19 protein-coding genes are annotated in these 17241 nt (G+C 65.3%); 11 read left to right on the top strand and 8 right to left on the bottom strand.

The features are described from left to right. Window positions 1–87: 87 nt before the first annotated feature. The 5 genes from GSQ76_RS00095 to GSQ76_RS00075 are packed head-to-tail and all read left to right on the top strand — an operon-like array spanning window position 88 to window position 5544. Entirely contained in the window at window positions 88–621 is a 534-nt protein-coding gene (locus GSQ76_RS00095; protein WP_216850819.1) for a CoA transferase, read from the top strand. After that, window positions 618–1493 (top strand): CoA ester lyase, encoded by an 876-nt coding sequence (locus GSQ76_RS00090; RefSeq protein ID WP_158741884.1) that lies wholly within the window; start codon window positions 618–620, stop codon window positions 1491–1493. The genes GSQ76_RS00095 and GSQ76_RS00090 overlap by 4 nt, the downstream gene beginning before the upstream one ends. Then, window positions 1490–2686, top strand: coding sequence for a CaiB/BaiF CoA-transferase family protein (locus GSQ76_RS00085; protein WP_158741883.1), 1197 nt, complete (start codon window positions 1490–1492; stop codon window positions 2684–2686). Before GSQ76_RS00090 ends, GSQ76_RS00085 begins: the two co-directional genes overlap by 4 nt. Continuing rightward, on the top strand, window positions 2683–3699 hold the full coding sequence (locus tag GSQ76_RS00080; protein ID WP_158741882.1) for a TRAP transporter substrate-binding protein: 1017 nt from the start codon (window positions 2683–2685) through the stop codon (window positions 3697–3699). The genes GSQ76_RS00085 and GSQ76_RS00080 overlap by 4 nt, the downstream gene beginning before the upstream one ends. A gap of 12 nt (window positions 3700–3711) precedes the next feature. Beyond that, window positions 3712–5544 (top strand): TRAP transporter large permease subunit, encoded by a 1833-nt coding sequence (locus tag GSQ76_RS00075; protein WP_158741881.1) that lies wholly within the window; start codon window positions 3712–3714, stop codon window positions 5542–5544. Between the two features lie 40 nt (window positions 5545–5584). Here GSQ76_RS00075 and GSQ76_RS00070 read toward each other — a convergent pair whose 3' ends face one another. The 3 genes from GSQ76_RS00070 to GSQ76_RS00060 all read right to left on the bottom strand — a co-directional run bounded on the left by GSQ76_RS00070 (window position 5585) and on the right by GSQ76_RS00060 (window position 7182). Next, window positions 5585–5746: a hypothetical protein gene (locus GSQ76_RS00070; protein ID WP_158741880.1), complete on the bottom strand. Its 162-nt coding sequence runs from the start codon at window positions 5744–5746 to the stop codon at window positions 5585–5587. A gap of 81 nt (window positions 5747–5827) precedes the next feature. Beyond that, on the bottom strand, window positions 5828–6103 hold the full coding sequence (locus GSQ76_RS00065; RefSeq protein WP_158741879.1) for a hypothetical protein: 276 nt from the start codon (window positions 6101–6103) through the stop codon (window positions 5828–5830). A 176-nt stretch (window positions 6104–6279) separates the two neighbouring features. Further along, on the bottom strand, window positions 6280–7182 hold the full coding sequence (locus GSQ76_RS00060) for a LysR substrate-binding domain-containing protein (protein ID WP_158741878.1): 903 nt from the start codon (window positions 7180–7182) through the stop codon (window positions 6280–6282). Between the two features lie 120 nt (window positions 7183–7302). On the opposite strand from GSQ76_RS00060, the gene GSQ76_RS00055 reads away from it, so the two are divergent. Continuing rightward, complete coding sequence (locus GSQ76_RS00055) at window positions 7303–8043, top strand: SDR family NAD(P)-dependent oxidoreductase (protein ID WP_158741877.1); 741 nt, start codon at window positions 7303–7305, stop codon at window positions 8041–8043. Between the two features lie 48 nt (window positions 8044–8091). Here GSQ76_RS00055 and GSQ76_RS00050 read toward each other — a convergent pair whose 3' ends face one another. Together GSQ76_RS00050 and GSQ76_RS00045 are read right to left on the bottom strand one after the other, a co-directional pair. Then, a complete protein-coding gene (locus GSQ76_RS00050; RefSeq protein ID WP_158741876.1) occupies window positions 8092–9396 on the bottom strand; it encodes an MFS transporter in 1305 nt (434 codons plus the stop codon). Then, window positions 9389–10159: an SDR family NAD(P)-dependent oxidoreductase gene (locus tag GSQ76_RS00045; RefSeq protein ID WP_158741875.1), complete on the bottom strand. Its 771-nt coding sequence runs from the start codon at window positions 10157–10159 to the stop codon at window positions 9389–9391. Before GSQ76_RS00045 ends, GSQ76_RS00050 begins: the two co-directional genes overlap by 8 nt. 59 nt (window positions 10160–10218) lie before the next feature. Between GSQ76_RS00045 and GSQ76_RS00040 the strand changes: the two genes are divergently transcribed. From GSQ76_RS00040 to GSQ76_RS00020, 5 genes are all read left to right on the top strand, one after another. Further along, window positions 10219–11016, top strand: coding sequence for an IclR family transcriptional regulator (locus tag GSQ76_RS00040; protein WP_158741874.1), 798 nt, complete (start codon window positions 10219–10221; stop codon window positions 11014–11016). A 9-nt stretch (window positions 11017–11025) separates the two neighbouring features. Then, a complete protein-coding gene (locus tag GSQ76_RS00035; RefSeq protein WP_158741873.1) occupies window positions 11026–11769 on the top strand; it encodes an SDR family NAD(P)-dependent oxidoreductase in 744 nt (247 codons plus the stop codon). A gap of 76 nt (window positions 11770–11845) precedes the next feature. Continuing rightward, entirely contained in the window at window positions 11846–13537 is a 1692-nt protein-coding gene (ggt, locus tag GSQ76_RS00030) for a gamma-glutamyltransferase (RefSeq protein WP_158741872.1), read from the top strand. A gap of 4 nt (window positions 13538–13541) precedes the next feature. Further along, on the top strand, window positions 13542–14066 hold the full coding sequence (locus GSQ76_RS00025) for a GreA/GreB family elongation factor (protein ID WP_158741871.1): 525 nt from the start codon (window positions 13542–13544) through the stop codon (window positions 14064–14066). Between the two features lie 146 nt (window positions 14067–14212). After that, window positions 14213–15154, top strand: coding sequence for a lipase family protein (locus tag GSQ76_RS00020; RefSeq protein ID WP_158741870.1), 942 nt, complete (start codon window positions 14213–14215; stop codon window positions 15152–15154). Between the two features lie 24 nt (window positions 15155–15178). Here the strand turns inward: GSQ76_RS00020 and GSQ76_RS00015 are convergent, their stop codons facing one another. The 3 genes from GSQ76_RS00015 to GSQ76_RS00005 form a co-directional block, all read right to left on the bottom strand. Continuing rightward, entirely contained in the window at window positions 15179–15934 is a 756-nt protein-coding gene (locus GSQ76_RS00015) for an amino acid ABC transporter ATP-binding protein (RefSeq protein WP_158741869.1), read from the bottom strand. Beyond that, a complete protein-coding gene (locus tag GSQ76_RS00010) occupies window positions 15931–16590 on the bottom strand; it encodes an amino acid ABC transporter permease (RefSeq protein ID WP_158741868.1) in 660 nt (219 codons plus the stop codon). Before GSQ76_RS00010 ends, GSQ76_RS00015 begins: the two co-directional genes overlap by 4 nt. Next, a partial coding sequence (locus GSQ76_RS00005) for an amino acid ABC transporter permease (protein ID WP_158741867.1) occupies window positions 16587–17241 on the bottom strand: 655 nt, incomplete at its 5' end. The genes GSQ76_RS00010 and GSQ76_RS00005, both read right to left, overlap by 4 nt.

Here is a 17241-nt window from a genome sequence, read left to right as displayed (position 1 = left end):
CCAACAGAACCACCGGCAACAGTGTAGATGTTGAGCGCGTGCAGAGTATCGAACGCCCATGACCAACTGCCTCCCCCGGCCCGCGCCATGAGCACGGCACCAATCCGCTTCGATACCGGGGCGTCGGGACCGCTGGCTGGATTCCGCGTCCTGGATCTGTCGCGGCTGGTAGCAGGCAACATGTTGTCGCTGCAACTCGGCGATTTCGGGGCGGAGGTGATCAAGGTCGAACCCCCCGAGGGCGATCCGCTGCGCGCTTGGCGCGATGGCGGGGAGCCGTTGTTCTGGAAGACCTACAGCCGCAACAAGATGTCAATCGCGCTAAACTTGCGTAAGCCCGCAGCAATGGGGGCGTTGCTGCGGCTGGTCGATACTGCAGATGTGTTCATCGAGAATTTTCGCCCCGGCACGCTGGAGGCGATGGGCCTGGCGCCGGAGTTGCTGCTGGCGCGTAATCCGCGGCTGATCCTCGTGCGCATCTCCGGCTTTGGGCAGACCGGGCCGTATGCCAAGCGCCGGGCCGCCCCCACGCTGGGGCAACATACGGACGAACTGCTTGCCTCGGTCGGCTATGCGCCAGGCGACATTCGGGCATCGCGCGCCGATGGTGGCGCGGCATGAAGGATACGATTTTGCCCCCTATTCCCCGCTCCCTCCTGTTCGTGCCTGCCACTAGCGCCCGCAAGGTGGAAAAGGCGCTGACGAGCGCGGCGGATGGGGTGATCGTGGATCTGGAGGATGCGGTTGCGACGGCGGAAAAGGCACAGGCGCGGCAGTTTGCGGCCGGGTTTCTGGCGGCGGCGCAGGGCAAGACGGTGTTCCTACGGGTCAATGCACTCAGCACGCCGTTCTGCTACGACGACCTGTTGGTGGCGGCTGCGGCGCACATCGATGGCATCGTGTTGCCGAAGGCAGAATCCGCGGCCGATATCGCCACCGTGGACTGGCTGCTACACCAGCTTGAAACCCGCGCTGGCAAGCAACCCGGCAGCATCGAACTCACGCCGATCCTGGAGACGGCCAAGGGTATCGCCGCGGCGGCCTCTGTCGCCAGCGCATCGCCACGTATCCGGCGGCTGGCGTTCGGGGCGGTAGATTTGGCGCTGGACATGGATGTGGACCTCGAGGATGACGCGGGCGCCATCAACCAGGCGCGCTTCGCACTCACCCTCGCGTCGCGCAGCGCCGGGTTGGAGGGGCCGCTGGATACGGTCTTCACAGACATTGCCGACCTGGCCGGGCTGGCGGTGTCGTCCAAGCGGGCGCGGGCGATGGGGTTCAGCGGCAAGGCCTGCATCCACCCGGCACAGATCGAGACCGTGAACGCCGCGTTCAGCCCCAGCGAGGCGGAACTGGCCTTGGCCCGCACCATCGTCACCGCGTTCGATGAGGCAGAGGCGGCGGGGCTGGCGGCCGTGTCGGTGAACGGAGTCATGGTCGACTACCCCGTGGTGCTGAAAGCGCGTCGCACGCTGGAGCGGAGCCGGGCATGACCATCCCGCCAGCCCAGCCATTCCAGCCGGGGCAGGCATGCCCGCTGGATGGGCTGCGGGTGCTGGATTTCTCCCGCCTGGTGGCGGGCAATATGCTGACGCTGCAACTGGCCGATTTCGGCGCCGAGGTGATCAAGCTGGAGCCCGGCAGCGGCGACCCGCTGCGGCATTGGCGGGAAGACGGTATCTCCGCCTACTGGAAAGTCTACGGCCGCAATAAGAAGAGCATCCGGCTGGATCTGCGCGACCCCGCGGGCAAGGCGCTGCTGGCGCGGCTGATCCCGACAGCGGATGTGCTAGTGGAAAGTTTTCGGCCGGGTTCGATGGAAGCCGCCGGCTTCGGGCCGGATGCGGTGGCCAAGCTGAACCCGCGCCTGGTGTTCGTCCGGATCTCCGGCTTCGGCCAGACCGGGCCGTATGCGCAGCGCCCGGGCTTCGGCAGCCTGGTGGAGGCAATGAGCGGGTTCGCTGCCAAAAACGGGTTCGCCGACAAACCGCCTGCCCTGCCAAATCTGGCGCTGGCGGACATGGTGGCGGGTATCCAGGGCGCCTTCGCCGTGATGGTGGCGCTGCGGGAGGTGGAGCACCGTGGCGGGCGCGGCCAGGTGGTCGATTTGTCGCTGCTGGAGCCACTGCATTCGACCTTGGGGCCCGATGCGGCGGCCTGGCGGATCACCGGGTCGATCCCGCCTCGGTCGGGCAACCGCGCCTCCATCACCGCGCCGCGCAACGTGTATCAGACCGCGGATGGCGGTTTCGTGGCGTTGTCGGCGTCGACCCAGGCGATGACGGAGCGACTGTTCCGCGCCATCGGCCGGGCGGACATGCTGGAAGACCCGCGCTTCCGCACCAATTCCGACCGGTTGGCGCATGTAAACGAGGTGGACCAGATCGTCGGCGGCTTCATCGCGGCGCGCACGCTGGCGGAAAACCTGGCGTTCTTCGGCGCCGCCGAGGTCACCGTCGGCCCGGTGTACGACGCCGCCGGGTTCGAGGCCGATCCGCATGTTCAAGGCCGCGGTGTGCTGATGGAGATGGTGGATGCGGAGATGGGCAGTCTCCCCATGCACGCCGTGGTGCCTCGCTTGTCTGGCACGCCGGGTGCGCTGCGCCGGGCGGCCCCTACACTCGGCCAGCACGAGGCCGAGATCCTTGGCTCGCTCAATAATCAGGAAACGGAAACCCAACGATGACCCTCACCCGCCAGCAATTTCTTCGCGGTGGCGCTGTCTTCGGCGCAAGCCTGCCGCTGTTCAATATCCTCCCTGCGCGGGCGGCCCGGCGCACCATCATCAAGTTCGGGCTGGACCTGACCACCGATCACCCGACGACGGTGAATGCCACGGCGGCGGCCAAGAAGATCAAGGACGCGACCAACGGTGACGTCGAGGTGCAGATCTTTGCCAACAGCCAGTTGGGTGACGACACGCACATGCTGTCCAACCTGCGCTCCGGCGCGATGCAGATGATGGCGATCGGCGACAACATCCTGGCCACGCTGGTGCCGACTTGCGCCATCAACAATATCGGCTTCGCGTTCAAGGATGCGGAGACGGCGTGGAAGGCGTTGGATGGCAAAGTGGGTGACATCGTGCGCGTCGACATCGCCAAGACCGGGCTGCACCCGATGACCCGCATCTGGGACGAGGGGTTTCGGGAGGTCACGTCCGGCACCAAGCCGATCAAGACACCGGACGATCTGAAGGGCTTCAAGATCCGCGTCCCGCCCAGCCCGATTTCGCTGTCCATCTTCCAATCGCTCGGTGCTTCCCCGATCACGATCAATGCGTCGGAACTCTATACCTCGCTGCAGACCAAGGTCGCGGACGGGCAGGAAAACCCACTGGGCAATATCCAGACGATGAAGTTGGACCAGGTGCAGAAATACTGCTCGCTAACCAACCATATGTGGGTTGGTTACTGGTTGCTGATGAACGGGTCGTTCTGGTCGTCCATGCCGGCGGAGCAGCAGAAGATCGTCGCCGACACGTTCGACGCCCAGGCGACCGACCAGCGCGCCGCCAACCAGAAGCTGGATGCCTCGCTGGAGGAGGTGCTGAAGAAGCAGGGGATGGAGTTCGTCAAGGTCGACACGACGGCGTTCCAGGCGGTGCTGACGAAGTCCGGCTTCTACAAGACTTGGGAGGGCAAGTTCGGCGCCCCGCTATGGTCGGCGCTGGAAGGCTACACCGGCTCGCTCGCCTAGGGGTCGCCCGACATGCCCGGGTCTGCGTTGTTCCGGACGGTGGACCGGGTGGTGGCGCTGCTGTCCGAAACCATCGCCGGCGGGTTGGTCGCGGTGGAGGCGATCATGCTGTTTGCCGGGGTGGTCGCCCGATACGGCTTCGACCACCCGCTGATCTGGGTGGAGGAACTGGCGGCAATCCTGTTCCTATGGCTGGTGAGCCTCGGCGCGGTGATCGCGTTGCGCCGGGGCGAGCATATGCGCATGACGGTGCTGGTGGGTCGCGCCGGGCCGCGGTTCCGTCGGATCGCAGCGTGTTTCGGCGCGCTGCTGGTGGTCGTGGTAACACTCGGATTGCTGATCCCCGGCCTGTCCTACGCGGCGCAACAGACCGCCATCCTCACCCCGGTGATGCAATTGCCGGGTTCGGTGGAGATCTATGGGCAACTCGTGGCCCTGGTGCTGCTGCTGTATGTGGCGCTGCGCCAATTGCTCACCGAGGTGGACTGGCCGGAGCTGGCCGGGGTGCTGGTGGTGTGCGCCGGGGTGTTCGTCGCGCTGTACTATTTACAGGACTGGTTTGACGATATCGGTAACGGCGCCCTGCTGGTGTTCTTCATCGGCATCGTTGGCACGTGCATTTTCCTCGGCGTGCCAATCGCGTTCAGCTTTGCCATATCGACATTCGCCTACCTGCATTTCACCAGCAACATCCCTCTGGCTACCATCATCAGCCAGATGGATCAGGGCATGTCTTCCATCGAGCTGCTGGCGGTGCCCATGTTCGTCGTGCTGGGGCTGCTGCTGGAGATGACCGGGATTGCCCGCGCCATGGTGGAATTCCTCGCAGCTTTGGTGGGCCATCGCCGGGGTGGACTGTCCTATGTGCTTATCGCGGCGATGTACCTCATCTCCGGCATCTCTGGTTCCAAGGCGGCGGACCAGGCGGCGGTGGCACCGGTGCTGCTGCCGGAAATGCGGCGACGGGGCATGGTACCCGGTGAATTGGCGGCGCAACTGGCCGCCTCTGCCGCCATGTCCGAGACGATCCCGCCCAGCCTGGTGCTGATCATTGTCGGCGCCGTCACGGGCGTGTCGATCTCGGCGCTGTTCACCGGCGGATTGCTGCCGGCGGCGATTGCGGCGATTGGACTGTGTTTGCTGGTGTTCCTGCGCAGCCGCTCGGACGTGCCGACCGGCGCCAAGCTTGGCGCGCGGGTCGTAGGGCGACTGTTCGTGGTCGCCATACCGGCGCTGATCCTGCCGTTCATCATCCGGTGGGCGGTGTTGGCCGGCGTGACGACAGCCACGGAGGTGGCCACCGTCGGCGTCGTCTACTCCATCCTGGTCGGGCTGTGCGTCTATCGCTGTTTCGACTGGCGGCGGCTGGGCAGCATCCTGGTGGAGACCGCAGCGCTGTCGGGCGCCATCCTGATCATTATCGGCACCGCCAGCGCCATGGCGTGGTCGCTAACCCAGGCCGGGTTTGCGCAGACGCTGACGGATATCATGGTTGGGTTGCCGGGTGGGAAGGCGGGCTTCCTCGCCATTTCCATCCTGGTGTTCATCGTACTGGGCAGTGTGCTGGAGGGGCTGCCGGCGATGGTGTTGTTCGGGCCGCTGCTGTTCCCGGTCGCCCAGCAACTGGGCATCCACCTGGTCCAATATGCCATCGTGGCTATCCTGGCGATGGGGATCGGCCTGTTCTCCCCGCCGTTCGGCGTGGGGTTCTACCAGACCTGCCTCATCGGCAAGGTGCGCAGCGACGAGGCTTTCGGGCGGATTTGGCCCTACATGGCCGTTTTGTTGGCGGCGCTGATCATCGTAGCCGCCGTGCCGTGGCTGTCGGTCGGCTTCCTGGGGTAAAAGCGGTTCGCCCCGGTGCGAACCGGGGCGAACGAAGGCTTCAGGCAGCCGGCTTGGCTACGGCGAGGTAGCGCGCGTATTCGCGGGCGCGACGGCGGTCCTTACGCCACGCGGAGGTGCCCTTGTAGCGTGCGAAGGGCGGAACCTTCTGCTTGGCGGGCCGGCTCGGCTTGGTGGCGGGGACGGTCGAGGTGTCGTTCATCACGTGTCTTCCGGGTTGATTTGGCTGCTGTCTGACCACCCCGGAGGCTTCGGCGCAAGGGTTTCGTGGCGCCTCAAACCGCTAGTTGAGCACCGGAACCATCTGCCCATACACTTGCTTGCGGCTGCTTGCCCCGAAGCACTGGGTCTCGTTCAGGCGGATGATCTGCGCCAGCAGGCGCAGTGCGTCTGGGCCACCCGCGTCCGGCACGGCACCGTCATCCATCTCCTCCGCCAGCGTGTCGGCCTGGTCGGCGATGATGGCCGCCGCCTTGCGCATCGCCTCGGCGGCGATGGCGAGCTGCAGCTCGTCAGACAGAATGTTCCAATCGGTGAGCATTTCGCCCTGGTTCCTCATTGGCCATTCTGGCGCATGGTATTGCGTAGCCGCGACTCGGCTCCGGGTGAGAATAACATTCGGAGGTTAACGAGGCGTGTTCGTCTATGGCAATATTGGCCGAGTCGCAGAAAGGCTGCTTCAACATTGCGCTGGTTGATTGTGGGTAGATGTTGGTTCATCGCCTCACGAGAACGTTATGTTCGTCTTGCTGCCCGTAGCTGGATAGAAAGCTCGGCCAATCGGGACAGGAATCTCGCCAGCACGGGCGATTGGTTCGCCATGTGGAAGCCCAGCACCAGATCGATCACCGGACTCTCACCCCGCAGCGGCCGGCTGACGATCGATGGCGGCAGATAGCTTTCAATCGACGCCGGTAGCAGTGCAACGCCTTGGGTCGCCCCCACCAGGGAAATTGCCATGGCGAAATTGTCGATCTCCAAATGCGGCGTCATCGCCACGCCGGACTGTTTTAGGTAGCCATTGACGGTATTGCGCAGGATCGGCGCCACCGGCGAGACCCCGATGAAGTTTTCATCGACCAGATCGCGCGGCTCAATCGACCCGTGCCCGGCGAGCCGGTGGTGGGACGGCAGGATCGCCACAAGCGGCTCGCTGATGACGAGCCGGTAGTCGAGCTGCGGATTGGGTTCCCGTCGCAGGAAGGCGGCGTCCAGCTTGCCGCGCTGCAGATCGTCGGCAAGCTTGGTGGAGAACCCGCTGAACACCCGTATTTCGAGATTGGGCAGATCTTCCAGCAGCAGCACCGTGGTCGGAGGGATGCAGTCCAGCTCGTGCCCGGTGACGAACCCCACGGCGAAGACCTGCCGGGCCGGTGTGGCAGCCCGCCGGGCTGCTCCGGCGGCCGCTTCCGCCTGGGCGACCGATTGTCGCGCGTGGTCCAAGAAGGACTGGCCAGCCGCCGTCAGTTCGACCCCGCGCGCGCTACGCCGCAGAAGCTGCGCCCCGACTTCATCCTCCAAATTCCGGATCTGCCGGCTCAACGAGGGCTGGGCGGTGTGCAGCCTGGTCTCGGCCGCCAGCTTGAAGCTGCCTGCCTCGGCAACCGCGATGAAGTAGCGAAGATGCCGTAACTCCATGGCCCCTTGCCCCCCTGCCCTATGCCTTCCGGGCATATCCGGCGGCCGACAAAGTCTTATACAGCAACGACCTCGCTCCCTAGGTTTTTCGCTCGAGCTTGGATGCAGGGGATTTTCACGATGGCAAGACTGACCGGCAAGGTAGCGTTCGTCACGGGCGGATCGCGGGGCATCGGCGCGGGGATTGCCAGACGATTGGCGGCCGATGGGGCCAGCGTGGCGATTACGTTCACCAAGGGTGCGGACGCCGCGGCCGCAGTCGTGAAGCAGGTCGAGGACGCGGGCGGCAAAGCCCTGGCGATCCAGGCGGATGCTGCTGACGCCGCCGCCGTGACGGCAGCGGTCGAGCAGATCGTGGCGGCGTTCGGACGCCTGGATGTGCTGGTGAACAATGCCGGCACCGCCGTCCCGAAGCCGTTCGAGGAGACGTCGCTGGAAGACCTGGATCGCATGATCAACATCAACTTCCGCGGGACCCTGGTCGCGACCCAGGCGGCGTTGAAGCACATCCGGGATGATGGCCGCATCATCATGATTGGCTCGTGCGTGGGTGACCGCATGATGACCCCAGGGCTGGTTGCCTATGCAGCGACGAAGGGGGCGGTGAAGATGTTCACCCAGGGCTTGTCGCGCGAGGTCGGGCATCGTGGCATCACGGTCAACAACATCCAGCCGGGCCCGATCGACACGGATCTGAACCCAGCCGCTGGGGATTGGGCAACGCCGCAAATCGCGCTGACGTCGCTGAAGCGCTACGGCCATGTCGACGATGTGGCCGCGTTGGTGGCGTTCGTCGCCGGACCCGAGGCGTCCTATATCACCGGGGCGAATTTGACAGTGGATGGTGGCACCAACGCCTGACGGAAGGCCCTGGCGCCGTAGGCGTGGCGGTGCATGCGTTCGCCACGCCTACAACGCCTCGCCCGACCGGTCCTTCAGCTTTAGAATGAACAGGATGCTGACGGCGGCGCAGGCGACCACGTAGTAGCTGGGCGCCACCAATTGGCCGGTGGCGCGGGTGAGGTAGGTGGCGATGAACGGGGCGAAGCCACCGAACACCATCACCGCACCGTTATAGCCGACCGATAGGGCAGTGTAGCGCACCCGGGTCGGGAACAACTCGCACATCATGGCAGAGCCGACGCCGTTGATGAGCGCGTAGAGGAGGCTGCCGATGATCTGGGCGGTGAGCAATGCGGTGAAACTACGCTCGGACACCACCATGGCGAACAACGGGTAGGACAATAACAAGTAGCCGACCGCGGACAGCATCAGCGGGATCTTGCGGCCAATCCGGTCCGACAGCGCGCCGACCAACGGCAGGCAACAAATGTTGAGCACGGCGGCCAGCGCGGTGGACCCGAGCGCGGCGCGGGAGGATATCCCCAGTTGCTGGGATGCGTAGGTGGGCATGAAGGTGAAAAAGACGTAGCTGCCCACTGTCCAGATGATGGTGATGCCGAAAGCCAGAAACATGCGGCCGCCATAGCTGCCGAAAGCCTCCCGCACCGGGGAATGCATCACGGTTTGCGTGGTGGCGTCGCGGCGGAACACCGGGGTTTCCGCCACGCGGGAGCGGAGATAGTGCCCGACCGGGGCCAGCAGCAGGCCGAACAGGAAGGCCACGCGCCAACCCCAATCGCCGAGCTGCGCCGCATCCAGCAGGGAGCTGAGCGTGAAAGCCATGGTGATAGACAACAATTGGCCCAGCCCGGTGCTGACCTGCTGCAGGCTGCCGAAGAAACCCCGGCGGTTGGCCGGCGCATATTCCACCATGAACGACGCGGCCCCGCCCCACTCGCCACCCGTGGAGAAGCCCTGCGCCAGGCGGCACAGCACCAGCATGATCGGCGCGAAGATGCCGGCGGTGTCGTAGGAAGGGACTAAGCCTGTCAAGCCGGTGGCGATCGCCATCATGGTGACGGTGAATATGAGCGCGGCGCGGCGGCCGTAGCGATCGCCGTAGCTGCCAATCACCAAGGCGCCGACCGGGCGCATGAAGAAGCCGACGCCGTAGGTGGCGAAGCTGCTGAGGATCGAGACCACCGGGTCGGTAGACGGGAATATTGCGTGGCCGATCGCGGCGGCGAAATAGCCGTAGACGCCGAAATCATACAGTTCGAACAAATGGCCGACCAGGCAGGCGACGACGGCGCGGCCACGTAGTTTGGAGAGCTCGGCGTCGGTGGCGGGCAGCGTGGCGTTGTCAGACATTGTATTGGAACCCGTCTACGATGAAATCCTGCCCGGTGATGAAGCAGGGTTGCGAGGTTGCGAGGAACACCACGATCTGCGCCACGTCATCGGTGGTGCCGACCCGGCGTAGCGCGATGCCTTTGCTGGCGATTTCGGCACCGCGTTCGACGATGACGGGGTTCTTGGCCAGTTCGGTCTGGATCAGGCCGGGGCAGATGGCGTTGACCAGGATGTCGGGGCCAAGTTCTTTCGCCAGCGCCCGGGTCATGCCGAGGATGCCGGCCTTGGCGGAGGCGTAGGCGAAGCGGCTGACGGCGGCGGTGACGCCACCCGAATGGGCGTTGAGCGAGGACATCGACACGATGCGGCCACCGCCCTGCGCCTGCATGTGCGGCACGGTGGCCTGGATGTAGTTGAAACAGCTTTTCAGGTTGACGGCGATGGCGCTGTCGAACTCCGCCTCGGTGATTTCCAGGATGCCCTTGGGCGCGGCGCGGCCGGCGTCGTTGAGCAGGAAGTCGATGCGGCCGAACTCGGCGATCACGGCTGCAATCACTTCGCGCGCGCGGGCGTGGTCGGCGACGTCGGCCTGCAGCACCATGGCGGCCTGGCCGATCTCGCGGATTTCGGCGGCGGTGCGCTCCATCTCCGGCACCAGCAGGTCGACCAGGGCGATGGCATAACCGGCGCGGGCCAAAGCGTGGGCGCAGCCGCGGCCGATGCCACGGGCGCCGCCGGTGACGATGGCGACGCGGGCGGGTGTGGGGGCGATCTGTGACATCGTTTCGGTCCTGTCCAGCAAGGTTGACGCGGCGGGGCGCGGCATCCCAGGATGCATGTATGGAAACGACGTTCAGCCCAATGAATGACAGCGTCAAGTCTGCCGAGCGGGTTTTGAGCCTGTTGGAGGCGCTAGGTGGGGCGGAACGCCCACAATCCCTGGCGGAATTGTCGCAGAATCTGGCGATCCCGAAGAGCAGTGCGCTGGCCCTGCTACGCACGCTGCAGCAGCGCGGCTATGTGATGCGCAACGAGTCGGAGCGGTATTTGCTGGCCGCACCGTATGGCGCAGCGGAGGGCGACTGGGTCGGTGGCCTGCCTCGGCGGTTGCTGCACGCGGCGCGCCCGGTGGTGGAGGCGCTGGTGGCGGAAACGCGGGAGACCGTGAATTTGGGCATGCTGTTGCCAGGCGGCACCGTGCGGGCGCTGTTGCAGGTCCCCAGCCCGCAGGAGGTACGCTACGTGCCCGCCAGTGTGGAATGCCCGGCCTATTGCACGGCGATGGGGCGTATTCTGCTGGCCTATGCGCCGGCGGAGGACCTGACGGAGATTTTGGGCACCGATCGATTGCCGCGGCGAACGGACCGTACGGAGACTCGTCCGACGGCGCTGCGCAAGTTGATCGTGCAGGCGCGCAGCCAGGGCTACGCAGAGATCGATGGCGAATTTGCCGAAAGTGGGTCGGGTGCGGCGGCGCCGGTGTTCGACCATACGGGGCAGCCGGTCGCGGCGCTGAACCTAGCGACGCTAACGCAGCGCTGGCACCGGCATCGCGAGGCGTTCATCGCGGCGTTGCTGGCGGCGGCGGCGCGGCTGAGCGCGCAGTTAAGTGGGCCACAGCAGCATAGGGCGGCGTAGGAGCACGGTATGAACATCAATTTCGAAGGACGCAGCATCCTGGTGGCGGGGGCGGCGCGTGGCATCGGGCGCGGGATCGCGACGGCCTTCGCGGCACGCGGCGGCCAGGTGTTCGCGGCCGACCGGTTGGCGGATGAGTTGGCCGCGCTGGAGATGCACACCAGTTTGGTCGATTTGCTGGATGCGGCTGCCGTGCGCGCCTGGGTGGCGACGGCGACGCAGGTAGCGGGGCGCAGTCCGGACGTGCTGGTATACGTGGCTGGCGGCGTGCTGGGCCAGGCAGCCAAGCCGATGGAGGACGTATCGGAAGCCGATTGGCGCGCCGTGGTGGATGCAAATTTGACCGGGGCGTTCCTGGCATCGCAGGCGGTGGTGCCGGGGATGAAGGCTCAGAAGACCGGCCGTATCGTGTTCATCGCCAGTGGCGCCGGGTTGCGGACGTCACTGACGGGAATCCAGGCCTATGCCTCCGCCAAGGCGGGGGAGATCGGGCTGTCGCGGCAACTGGGGCAGGAATTGGGGCCGTTCGGCATCACGGTAAATGCGGTGGCGCCGGGCTTCCAGCGCACCAGCCCGGATTACGAGCGGCAGTGGCAATCCTACACCTCGCAACAGCAGGCGGATCTGATCCAGCGCACGCCGACACGGCGATCCGGCACGCCGGAGGATATCGCGCATGCGGTGATGTTCCTGGCCAGCGAGTTCGCCGGAATGATCAATGGGCAGACCATTTCGGTGTCTGGCGGCCCGTAGAGTCAAAGGCCTCAGCTTCACAGGTGCCTCGCTCTGCGCGATGGTCGGCAGGATAGACCAGATGGGAGGGTTACCAATGCCGCACACCAATTGGCGCACCAGGGCCGCTGCGGGTTTCGACTGCGAAAAGCAGCCGGCGATCGGGACGCGCGGCATGGTCATCACCAACCACGCGCTAGCCTCGGCCGCGGGGGCGGAAATGCTGGCGGCGGGGGGCAACGCGATCGACGCCGCGGTGGCCTCGCTGTTCACGCTGAGTGTGGTGGAGCCGATGATGGTCGGCATATTGGGCGGCGGCATGGCGCATATTCGCCTGGCCGACGGCACCCACACCGTGATCGACGGGCAGAGCACGGCGCCGCTGACGACCGGGCCGACCGTCTACACCCCCGACCCCAAGGCGCCGCCGGGTGCGATGGATACGCTGGGCCGCAAGAACGCGGTGGGACCGACCGCGGTGGCGACGCCGGGCAACCTCATGGGCTGGTGCGAGGCTTTGGAGCGGTTTGGCACGTTCTCGCTGGCCGATGTGATGGAACCGGCAATCCGCCATGCCTCGCGCGGGTTCCGGGTGACGCCGTATCTGCATGAGTGCGTAGCGGACAGCGCGGCAGACCTAGCGCTGGATGCGGAGATTTCGAAGCTGTATTTGCCGGGGGGCTCGCCGATCGCGGCTGGGGCGCGATTGGTGACCGGGGATTACGCCGAAACACTGCGCGACATCGCGCGCGAGGGGCCGGGGCTGCTGTATCACGGCGCGTTGGGCAAGGCCTATGTCGCGCATATGGCTGCCCATGGCGGCTACATCACCCAGGCCGATCTTGACGCGGTCGCCACAGTGACGCGGGAACCCGTGCGCGGGCATTACCGCGGAGTGGAGATCATCGGGCCGCCTCCCCCGTCCTCCGGGCCGCTGCACATCATCCAGATGCTGAATATTCTGGAGGGGTATGACATCGGGGCGCTGGGGTTCGGCACCGTCGATACCGTGCATTTGCTGGCGGAGGTGCTGAAGATCGCGTTTGCCGATCGCGCCGCGGCGACCGCCGACCCGGCGTTCGTGAAGGTTCCTGTCGGCAAGATCCTGTCGAAGGATTACGCGGCGGACCGGCGGGCGAAGATCGATCTGAGCCGGGCGCAAAGCTGGTCCGCGGAAGTGGCGCCCGAAGGCTCCGCCTACACCACGCATATCACGGTGGCGGATGGCGTTGGCAATGTGGTTGCCAGCACGCAGACGATCAACAGCCTGTTCGGCGCACGCTACATCGTGCCGGGGACCGGGATGATCCCCAACAACTACATGTTCGTGTTCGACCCGAATCCGAACCGCGCGAGTTCGGTGATGCCGGGCAAGCGGGTGACGTCCTCGATGTCGCCAGTCATCGCTCTGCGCAACGGCAAGCCGGCCTATGCGCTGGGCCTTCCCGGCGGGCTGCGCATCTTCCCCGCCGTGATGCAGGCGCTGTCCAACCTGATCGACCACGGGATGAGCGTGCAGGAGGCGGTGGAGGCGCCGCGCGTGTGGACGCAGGGGCACTCGCTGGAGGTGGAGCGCGGCATCGCCGACACTGTGTTCGAGGCACTACGCGATATGGGGCACGACGCGATCCGCGTCGGCAACGTGGCCGGCGGGATGAGCGCGATCGAGTTCCACGACGACCGATCCATGGAGGGCGCGGCCTGCTGGCGGGCCGATGGCACGCCGGTGGCGCTGGGGGGCGGATTGGCGCGGCGCGGCGTGCGGTTCCGGCCGGAAATCGTGCGCTAAGCCTATGACTGAAGATGACGACGACGAAAACGGCCCGCCGAAGCTACCCGGCGGCAAGTTCTACATGACGCCGGAAGGCCATGCCGGGCTGGTCCAGGAACTGGCGGCGCAGCGGGAGCGTCGGCATCGGACGGTCGAGGTCGTGGCCTGGGCTGCCAGCAATGGCGACCGCAGCGAAAACGCCGATTACAAGGAAGGCAAGCGCCTGCTGCGCCAGATCGACGGGCGCTTGCGGTTCCTCGGCCGACGCCTGGCGCACGCGGAGGTGGTGGATGCCTCCCGACAGACGCAACGCGACCGCGTGTTCTTTGGCGCCACTGTGACCTACCTGAACGAGCGCGACGAGGCGGTGACGGTGACGATTACCGGTGTCGACGAGGCGGATATGGCGCTGGGCAAGATCAGCATCGGCTCCCCGGTCGCGCTGGCGCTGCTGCGGGCGCGGGTGGGTGATGAGGTCACCGTCCGGACGCCGCGCGGGGCGGAACTGCTGGAAGTGACGCGGATCGACTACCCGGTCGTGGCGTAAAGCGACCCACCGCCGACAGCCATTCGGAAACGATAGGTCGTTGCCGAGAGCAGGAAATCAGCCGCAAAGCCCAAACCTGCCGCATATCCGTTTGATTCCGGAACGACATTGTCCGATAATTCTGCCCATATGGGGAGGATACGGTTGTGGCGGGAGACATCTCGAATGCAGTCGCGGCCGGCTACGGCCTCATGGTCATGCATGCAATGGATATCTACCGGGTTAACCCGGCAAACCTCACTCCTGCTTTGCCGCCAATACTCATCGCGGCTGGATGGCAGTGTCTCGGCTACATCATCGGTAACGACCATCTGCCCGTGAAAAATGGTCCAATCCAAATCGGCGGCCCTGTCTGTTACGGGTATGTGGTTAGGCTGAACAACGAGGTGGTCGCTGTGTTTCGGGGGACCGACAGGTTCGTCGAGTGGGTCGAAGACGCCGAGTTTCTCCCAACGTTGTATCGACCCATCGTTCCCAACCCGCTCAGCCCGTTGGATGCCAAAGTAGAATCCGGCTTCTGGTCGATCTATGCGTCGATGGTGCTGAAATCATCGCGCGGTGATCCAGATCGGCCCTTGTATCAGGCCATTGAAGCAGAAGCAGCCGGGGGCCGTTCGGTGACAGTCACCGGCCACAGCCTCGGCGCGCCGCTTGGCACATACCTTGCCCTCGAACTCGCGCAACGACAGCTTGGCAACCAAGTTTCCGGATGCTTCTTCGCATCCCCACACCCCGGCAATTCCACATTCGCGACGTATTTTGACAAGACCGTCAAGAACTACCGCGTCTTCAACTACATCCTCGATGTCGTCCCGCGGGTACCACTCGGTCCAGATTACACGCATCTGCCGCAGCGCACGGTCCTGCGGCCGGCGACGTCCGAGGCATCGATCGAGCTCGACGTCGGGTGCAACCATCATGTCATCTGCTATAGCGCCATGCTTGACTACGAGCTGACCGAGCCCTTCAAGACCAATCCACCGCCGGGTGAGGAAAGCAGCGCCACCTGCGTGCTGGGGCCCGAAATTGGCCGGCCAAGTCTGGCAAAGTTACTCCTCACAGGCGTAGGCGACGTCGTCCAAGTATAATGTCTCGTTCCGCGATTTCGCCCGTTATCCCTGCCACCCGAGATGCCCCAGGAAATCCCGCGTCCGTGTCGTTTTCGGCGCGTCGAAAATCTGCTCGGGCGGGCCACTCTCCACCACCTGCCCCTTCTCGAACACCACCACCCGATCCGCCACGCGCCGGGCGAAGTTCATTTCGTGGGTGACGACCACCATCGTCATGCCTTCGTCGGCTAGGCGCTTCATCACATTCAACACCTCGCCGATCGTTTCCGGGTCCAGGGCGGAGGTGGGTTCGTCGAACAGCATCACCTCCGGCTGCATGGCCAAGGCGCGGGCGATGGCAACGCGTTGTTGTTGGCCACCGGATAATTTGGCAGGCAGGCTTCCCGCCTTGTCGGCGAGACCGACCTTGTCCAGCAGGGCCATCGCTCGCTCGCGGGCCTGGGTGCGGGGCATGCCCAGCACGGTGATGGGGCCGATGGCGACGTTGTCCAGCGCAGTTTTGTGCGGGAAAAGCTCGAAGCTTTGGAACACCATGCCCATGCGTTGGCGCACGCGGTAGAGCGCCTTTGGCTGAGCCGGCAATGCGACGCCGTCGAAGAGGACGCGACCGGAATCGATCGGCTCCAGCCCGTTGGTGCAGCGGAGCAGCGTCGATTTGCCGGAGCCGGAGGGGCCGATGAGGCAGACGACCTCGCCATGGTTCACCTCGAGAGAGACGCCGCGCAGGGCTGTGAAAGTGCCGAAGGTTTTGACCACGCCCTCGTATTGGATCACGGGGCGGGGTGGGACGGCGGTCATTCGAGAACTCCCATGCGGCGGTGGATCCAGTCCACCAGCTTGGCCTGCGGGTAGCCGAGCAGCCAGTAGATCGCGGCCATCGCCGTCAGCATTTCCAGCACGCGGAAGGTTTGGGAGCGGATTTGCAGGGCGGTATAGGCGAGCTCCCCCACGGCGATGACGGAGACGAGCGAGGTGTCCTTGAACAGCGACACCCAGGTGCTGGCGAGAACGGGAAGCACGCGGCGCCAGGCCTGCGGCAGGACGATGGTGCGGAAGGCGGTACTGCGACTCATGCCAAGGGCGAGCCCGGCCTCGGTTTGTCCGGCGCGGATGGAGGCGATGCCTGCGCGGAAGGTTTCGGAGTTGTAGGCGGAGACGTTGAAGCACAGCGCGGCGAGCCCGGTGGCGAAGGCGGAGAGCGAGAGCCCGGTGAGAACGGGCAGCACGTAAAATGCCCAGTAGACCACCAGGATGATCGGCAGGTTGCGAAAGAGTTCCACGAAGCAGGTGGCGAAGAGGTTGAGCGGTCGGATGGGCGACAGGCGCATGAGAGCGAGGAGGATGCCGCCGGGTACGGCGATGGCCATCGTGGTGAATGTGAGCGCGATCGTCAGCAGCACGCCGTGCAGCAGGGCGGGCCAGTTATCCCACACGACCGACCATTGCAGGGTCATGAGCGGCCCAAATGCGCGACCCGGCGATACAGCATGTCGACGTCGCGGGTGACGGGGAAGATCATGATGAAATAGACCACCATCGCCGTCGTGAAGACTTCCACGGGGTGATAGGTGTTGGCGGCGACGGATTCGGCGCGGCGCATCAGGTCGGGCACGGCGATGACGGCGCTGATGGCGGTATCCTTGATGGTGACGGACAGGATGGATCCCAAGGACGGCAGCATCCGCACCAGCGCCTGCGGCAGGATGATTTGGCGAATGACCTGCCATTGGCTCATGCCCAGGGCGAAGCCGGCGCGGGTTTGGCCGGGCCGGATGCCCTCGATGCCGGCGCGCAGGACCTCGGCCACGTAGGCGGCGAGGTGAAGGGTGAGGGCAACGAGGGCGGAGACGAAGGGCGGCAGGTTGATGCCGGCGACGAGGGGGAAGGCGAAATACATCCACACCAGCACGACCAGGACCGGCAGGGCACGCATGGAGTCGATGTAGAACACCAGCACCGGGTGCAGCCATCGCGGCCCATAGATACGGGCGAGTGCGATGGCCGTGCCCGCCACGAAGCTGCACCCGGCGGCCGCAACCGAGAGCAGCAGCGTGACCCAGACGCCGCTGAGCAGAAACGCCCAGGCGTCCAGGACGGGCTGGAAA

It is taken from the genome of Acidisphaera sp. L21 (assembly GCF_009765685.1).
Taxonomy (GTDB): domain Bacteria; phylum Pseudomonadota; class Alphaproteobacteria; order Acetobacterales; family Acetobacteraceae; genus LMUY01.
This window is presented reverse-complemented; position numbering and strand designations above follow the sequence as displayed.

Bases quoted from the DNA above. Each gene is read 5' to 3' on its own strand.
- GSQ76_RS00065 (WP_158741879.1), bottom strand. From the start codon at position 6,103: ATGAGGAACCAGGGCGAAATGCTCACCGATTGGAACATTCTGTCTGAC.
- GSQ76_RS00095 (WP_216850819.1), top strand. From the start codon at position 88: ATGAGCACGGCACCAATCCGCTTCGATACCGGGGCGTCGGGACCGCTG.
- GSQ76_RS00035 (WP_158741873.1), top strand. From the start codon at position 11,026: ATGAACATCAATTTCGAAGGACGCAGCATCCTGGTGGCGGGGGCGGCG.
- GSQ76_RS00010 (WP_158741868.1), bottom strand. From the start codon at position 16,590: ATGACCCTGCAATGGTCGGTCGTGTGGGATAACTGGCCCGCCCTGCTG.
- GSQ76_RS00055 (WP_158741877.1), top strand. From the start codon at position 7,303: ATGGCAAGACTGACCGGCAAGGTAGCGTTCGTCACGGGCGGATCGCGG.
- GSQ76_RS00015 (WP_158741869.1), bottom strand. From the start codon at position 15,934: ATGACCGCCGTCCCACCCCGCCCCGTGATCCAATACGAGGGCGTGGTC.
- ggt (WP_158741872.1), top strand. From the start codon at position 11,846: ATGCCGCACACCAATTGGCGCACCAGGGCCGCTGCGGGTTTCGACTGC.
- GSQ76_RS00075 (WP_158741881.1), top strand. From the start codon at position 3,712: ATGCCCGGGTCTGCGTTGTTCCGGACGGTGGACCGGGTGGTGGCGCTG.
- GSQ76_RS00045 (WP_158741875.1), bottom strand. From the start codon at position 10,159: ATGTCACAGATCGCCCCCACACCCGCCCGCGTCGCCATCGTCACCGGC.
- GSQ76_RS00050 (WP_158741876.1), bottom strand. From the start codon at position 9,396: ATGTCTGACAACGCCACGCTGCCCGCCACCGACGCCGAGCTCTCCAAA.
- GSQ76_RS00085 (WP_158741883.1), top strand. From the start codon at position 1,490: ATGACCATCCCGCCAGCCCAGCCATTCCAGCCGGGGCAGGCATGCCCG.
- GSQ76_RS00040 (WP_158741874.1), top strand. From the start codon at position 10,219: ATGGAAACGACGTTCAGCCCAATGAATGACAGCGTCAAGTCTGCCGAG.
- GSQ76_RS00080 (WP_158741882.1), top strand. From the start codon at position 2,683: ATGACCCTCACCCGCCAGCAATTTCTTCGCGGTGGCGCTGTCTTCGGC.
- GSQ76_RS00025 (WP_158741871.1), top strand. From the start codon at position 13,542: ATGACTGAAGATGACGACGACGAAAACGGCCCGCCGAAGCTACCCGGC.
- GSQ76_RS00060 (WP_158741878.1), bottom strand. From the start codon at position 7,182: ATGGAGTTACGGCATCTTCGCTACTTCATCGCGGTTGCCGAGGCAGGC.
- GSQ76_RS00090 (WP_158741884.1), top strand. From the start codon at position 618: ATGAAGGATACGATTTTGCCCCCTATTCCCCGCTCCCTCCTGTTCGTG.
- GSQ76_RS00070 (WP_158741880.1), bottom strand. From the start codon at position 5,746: ATGAACGACACCTCGACCGTCCCCGCCACCAAGCCGAGCCGGCCCGCC.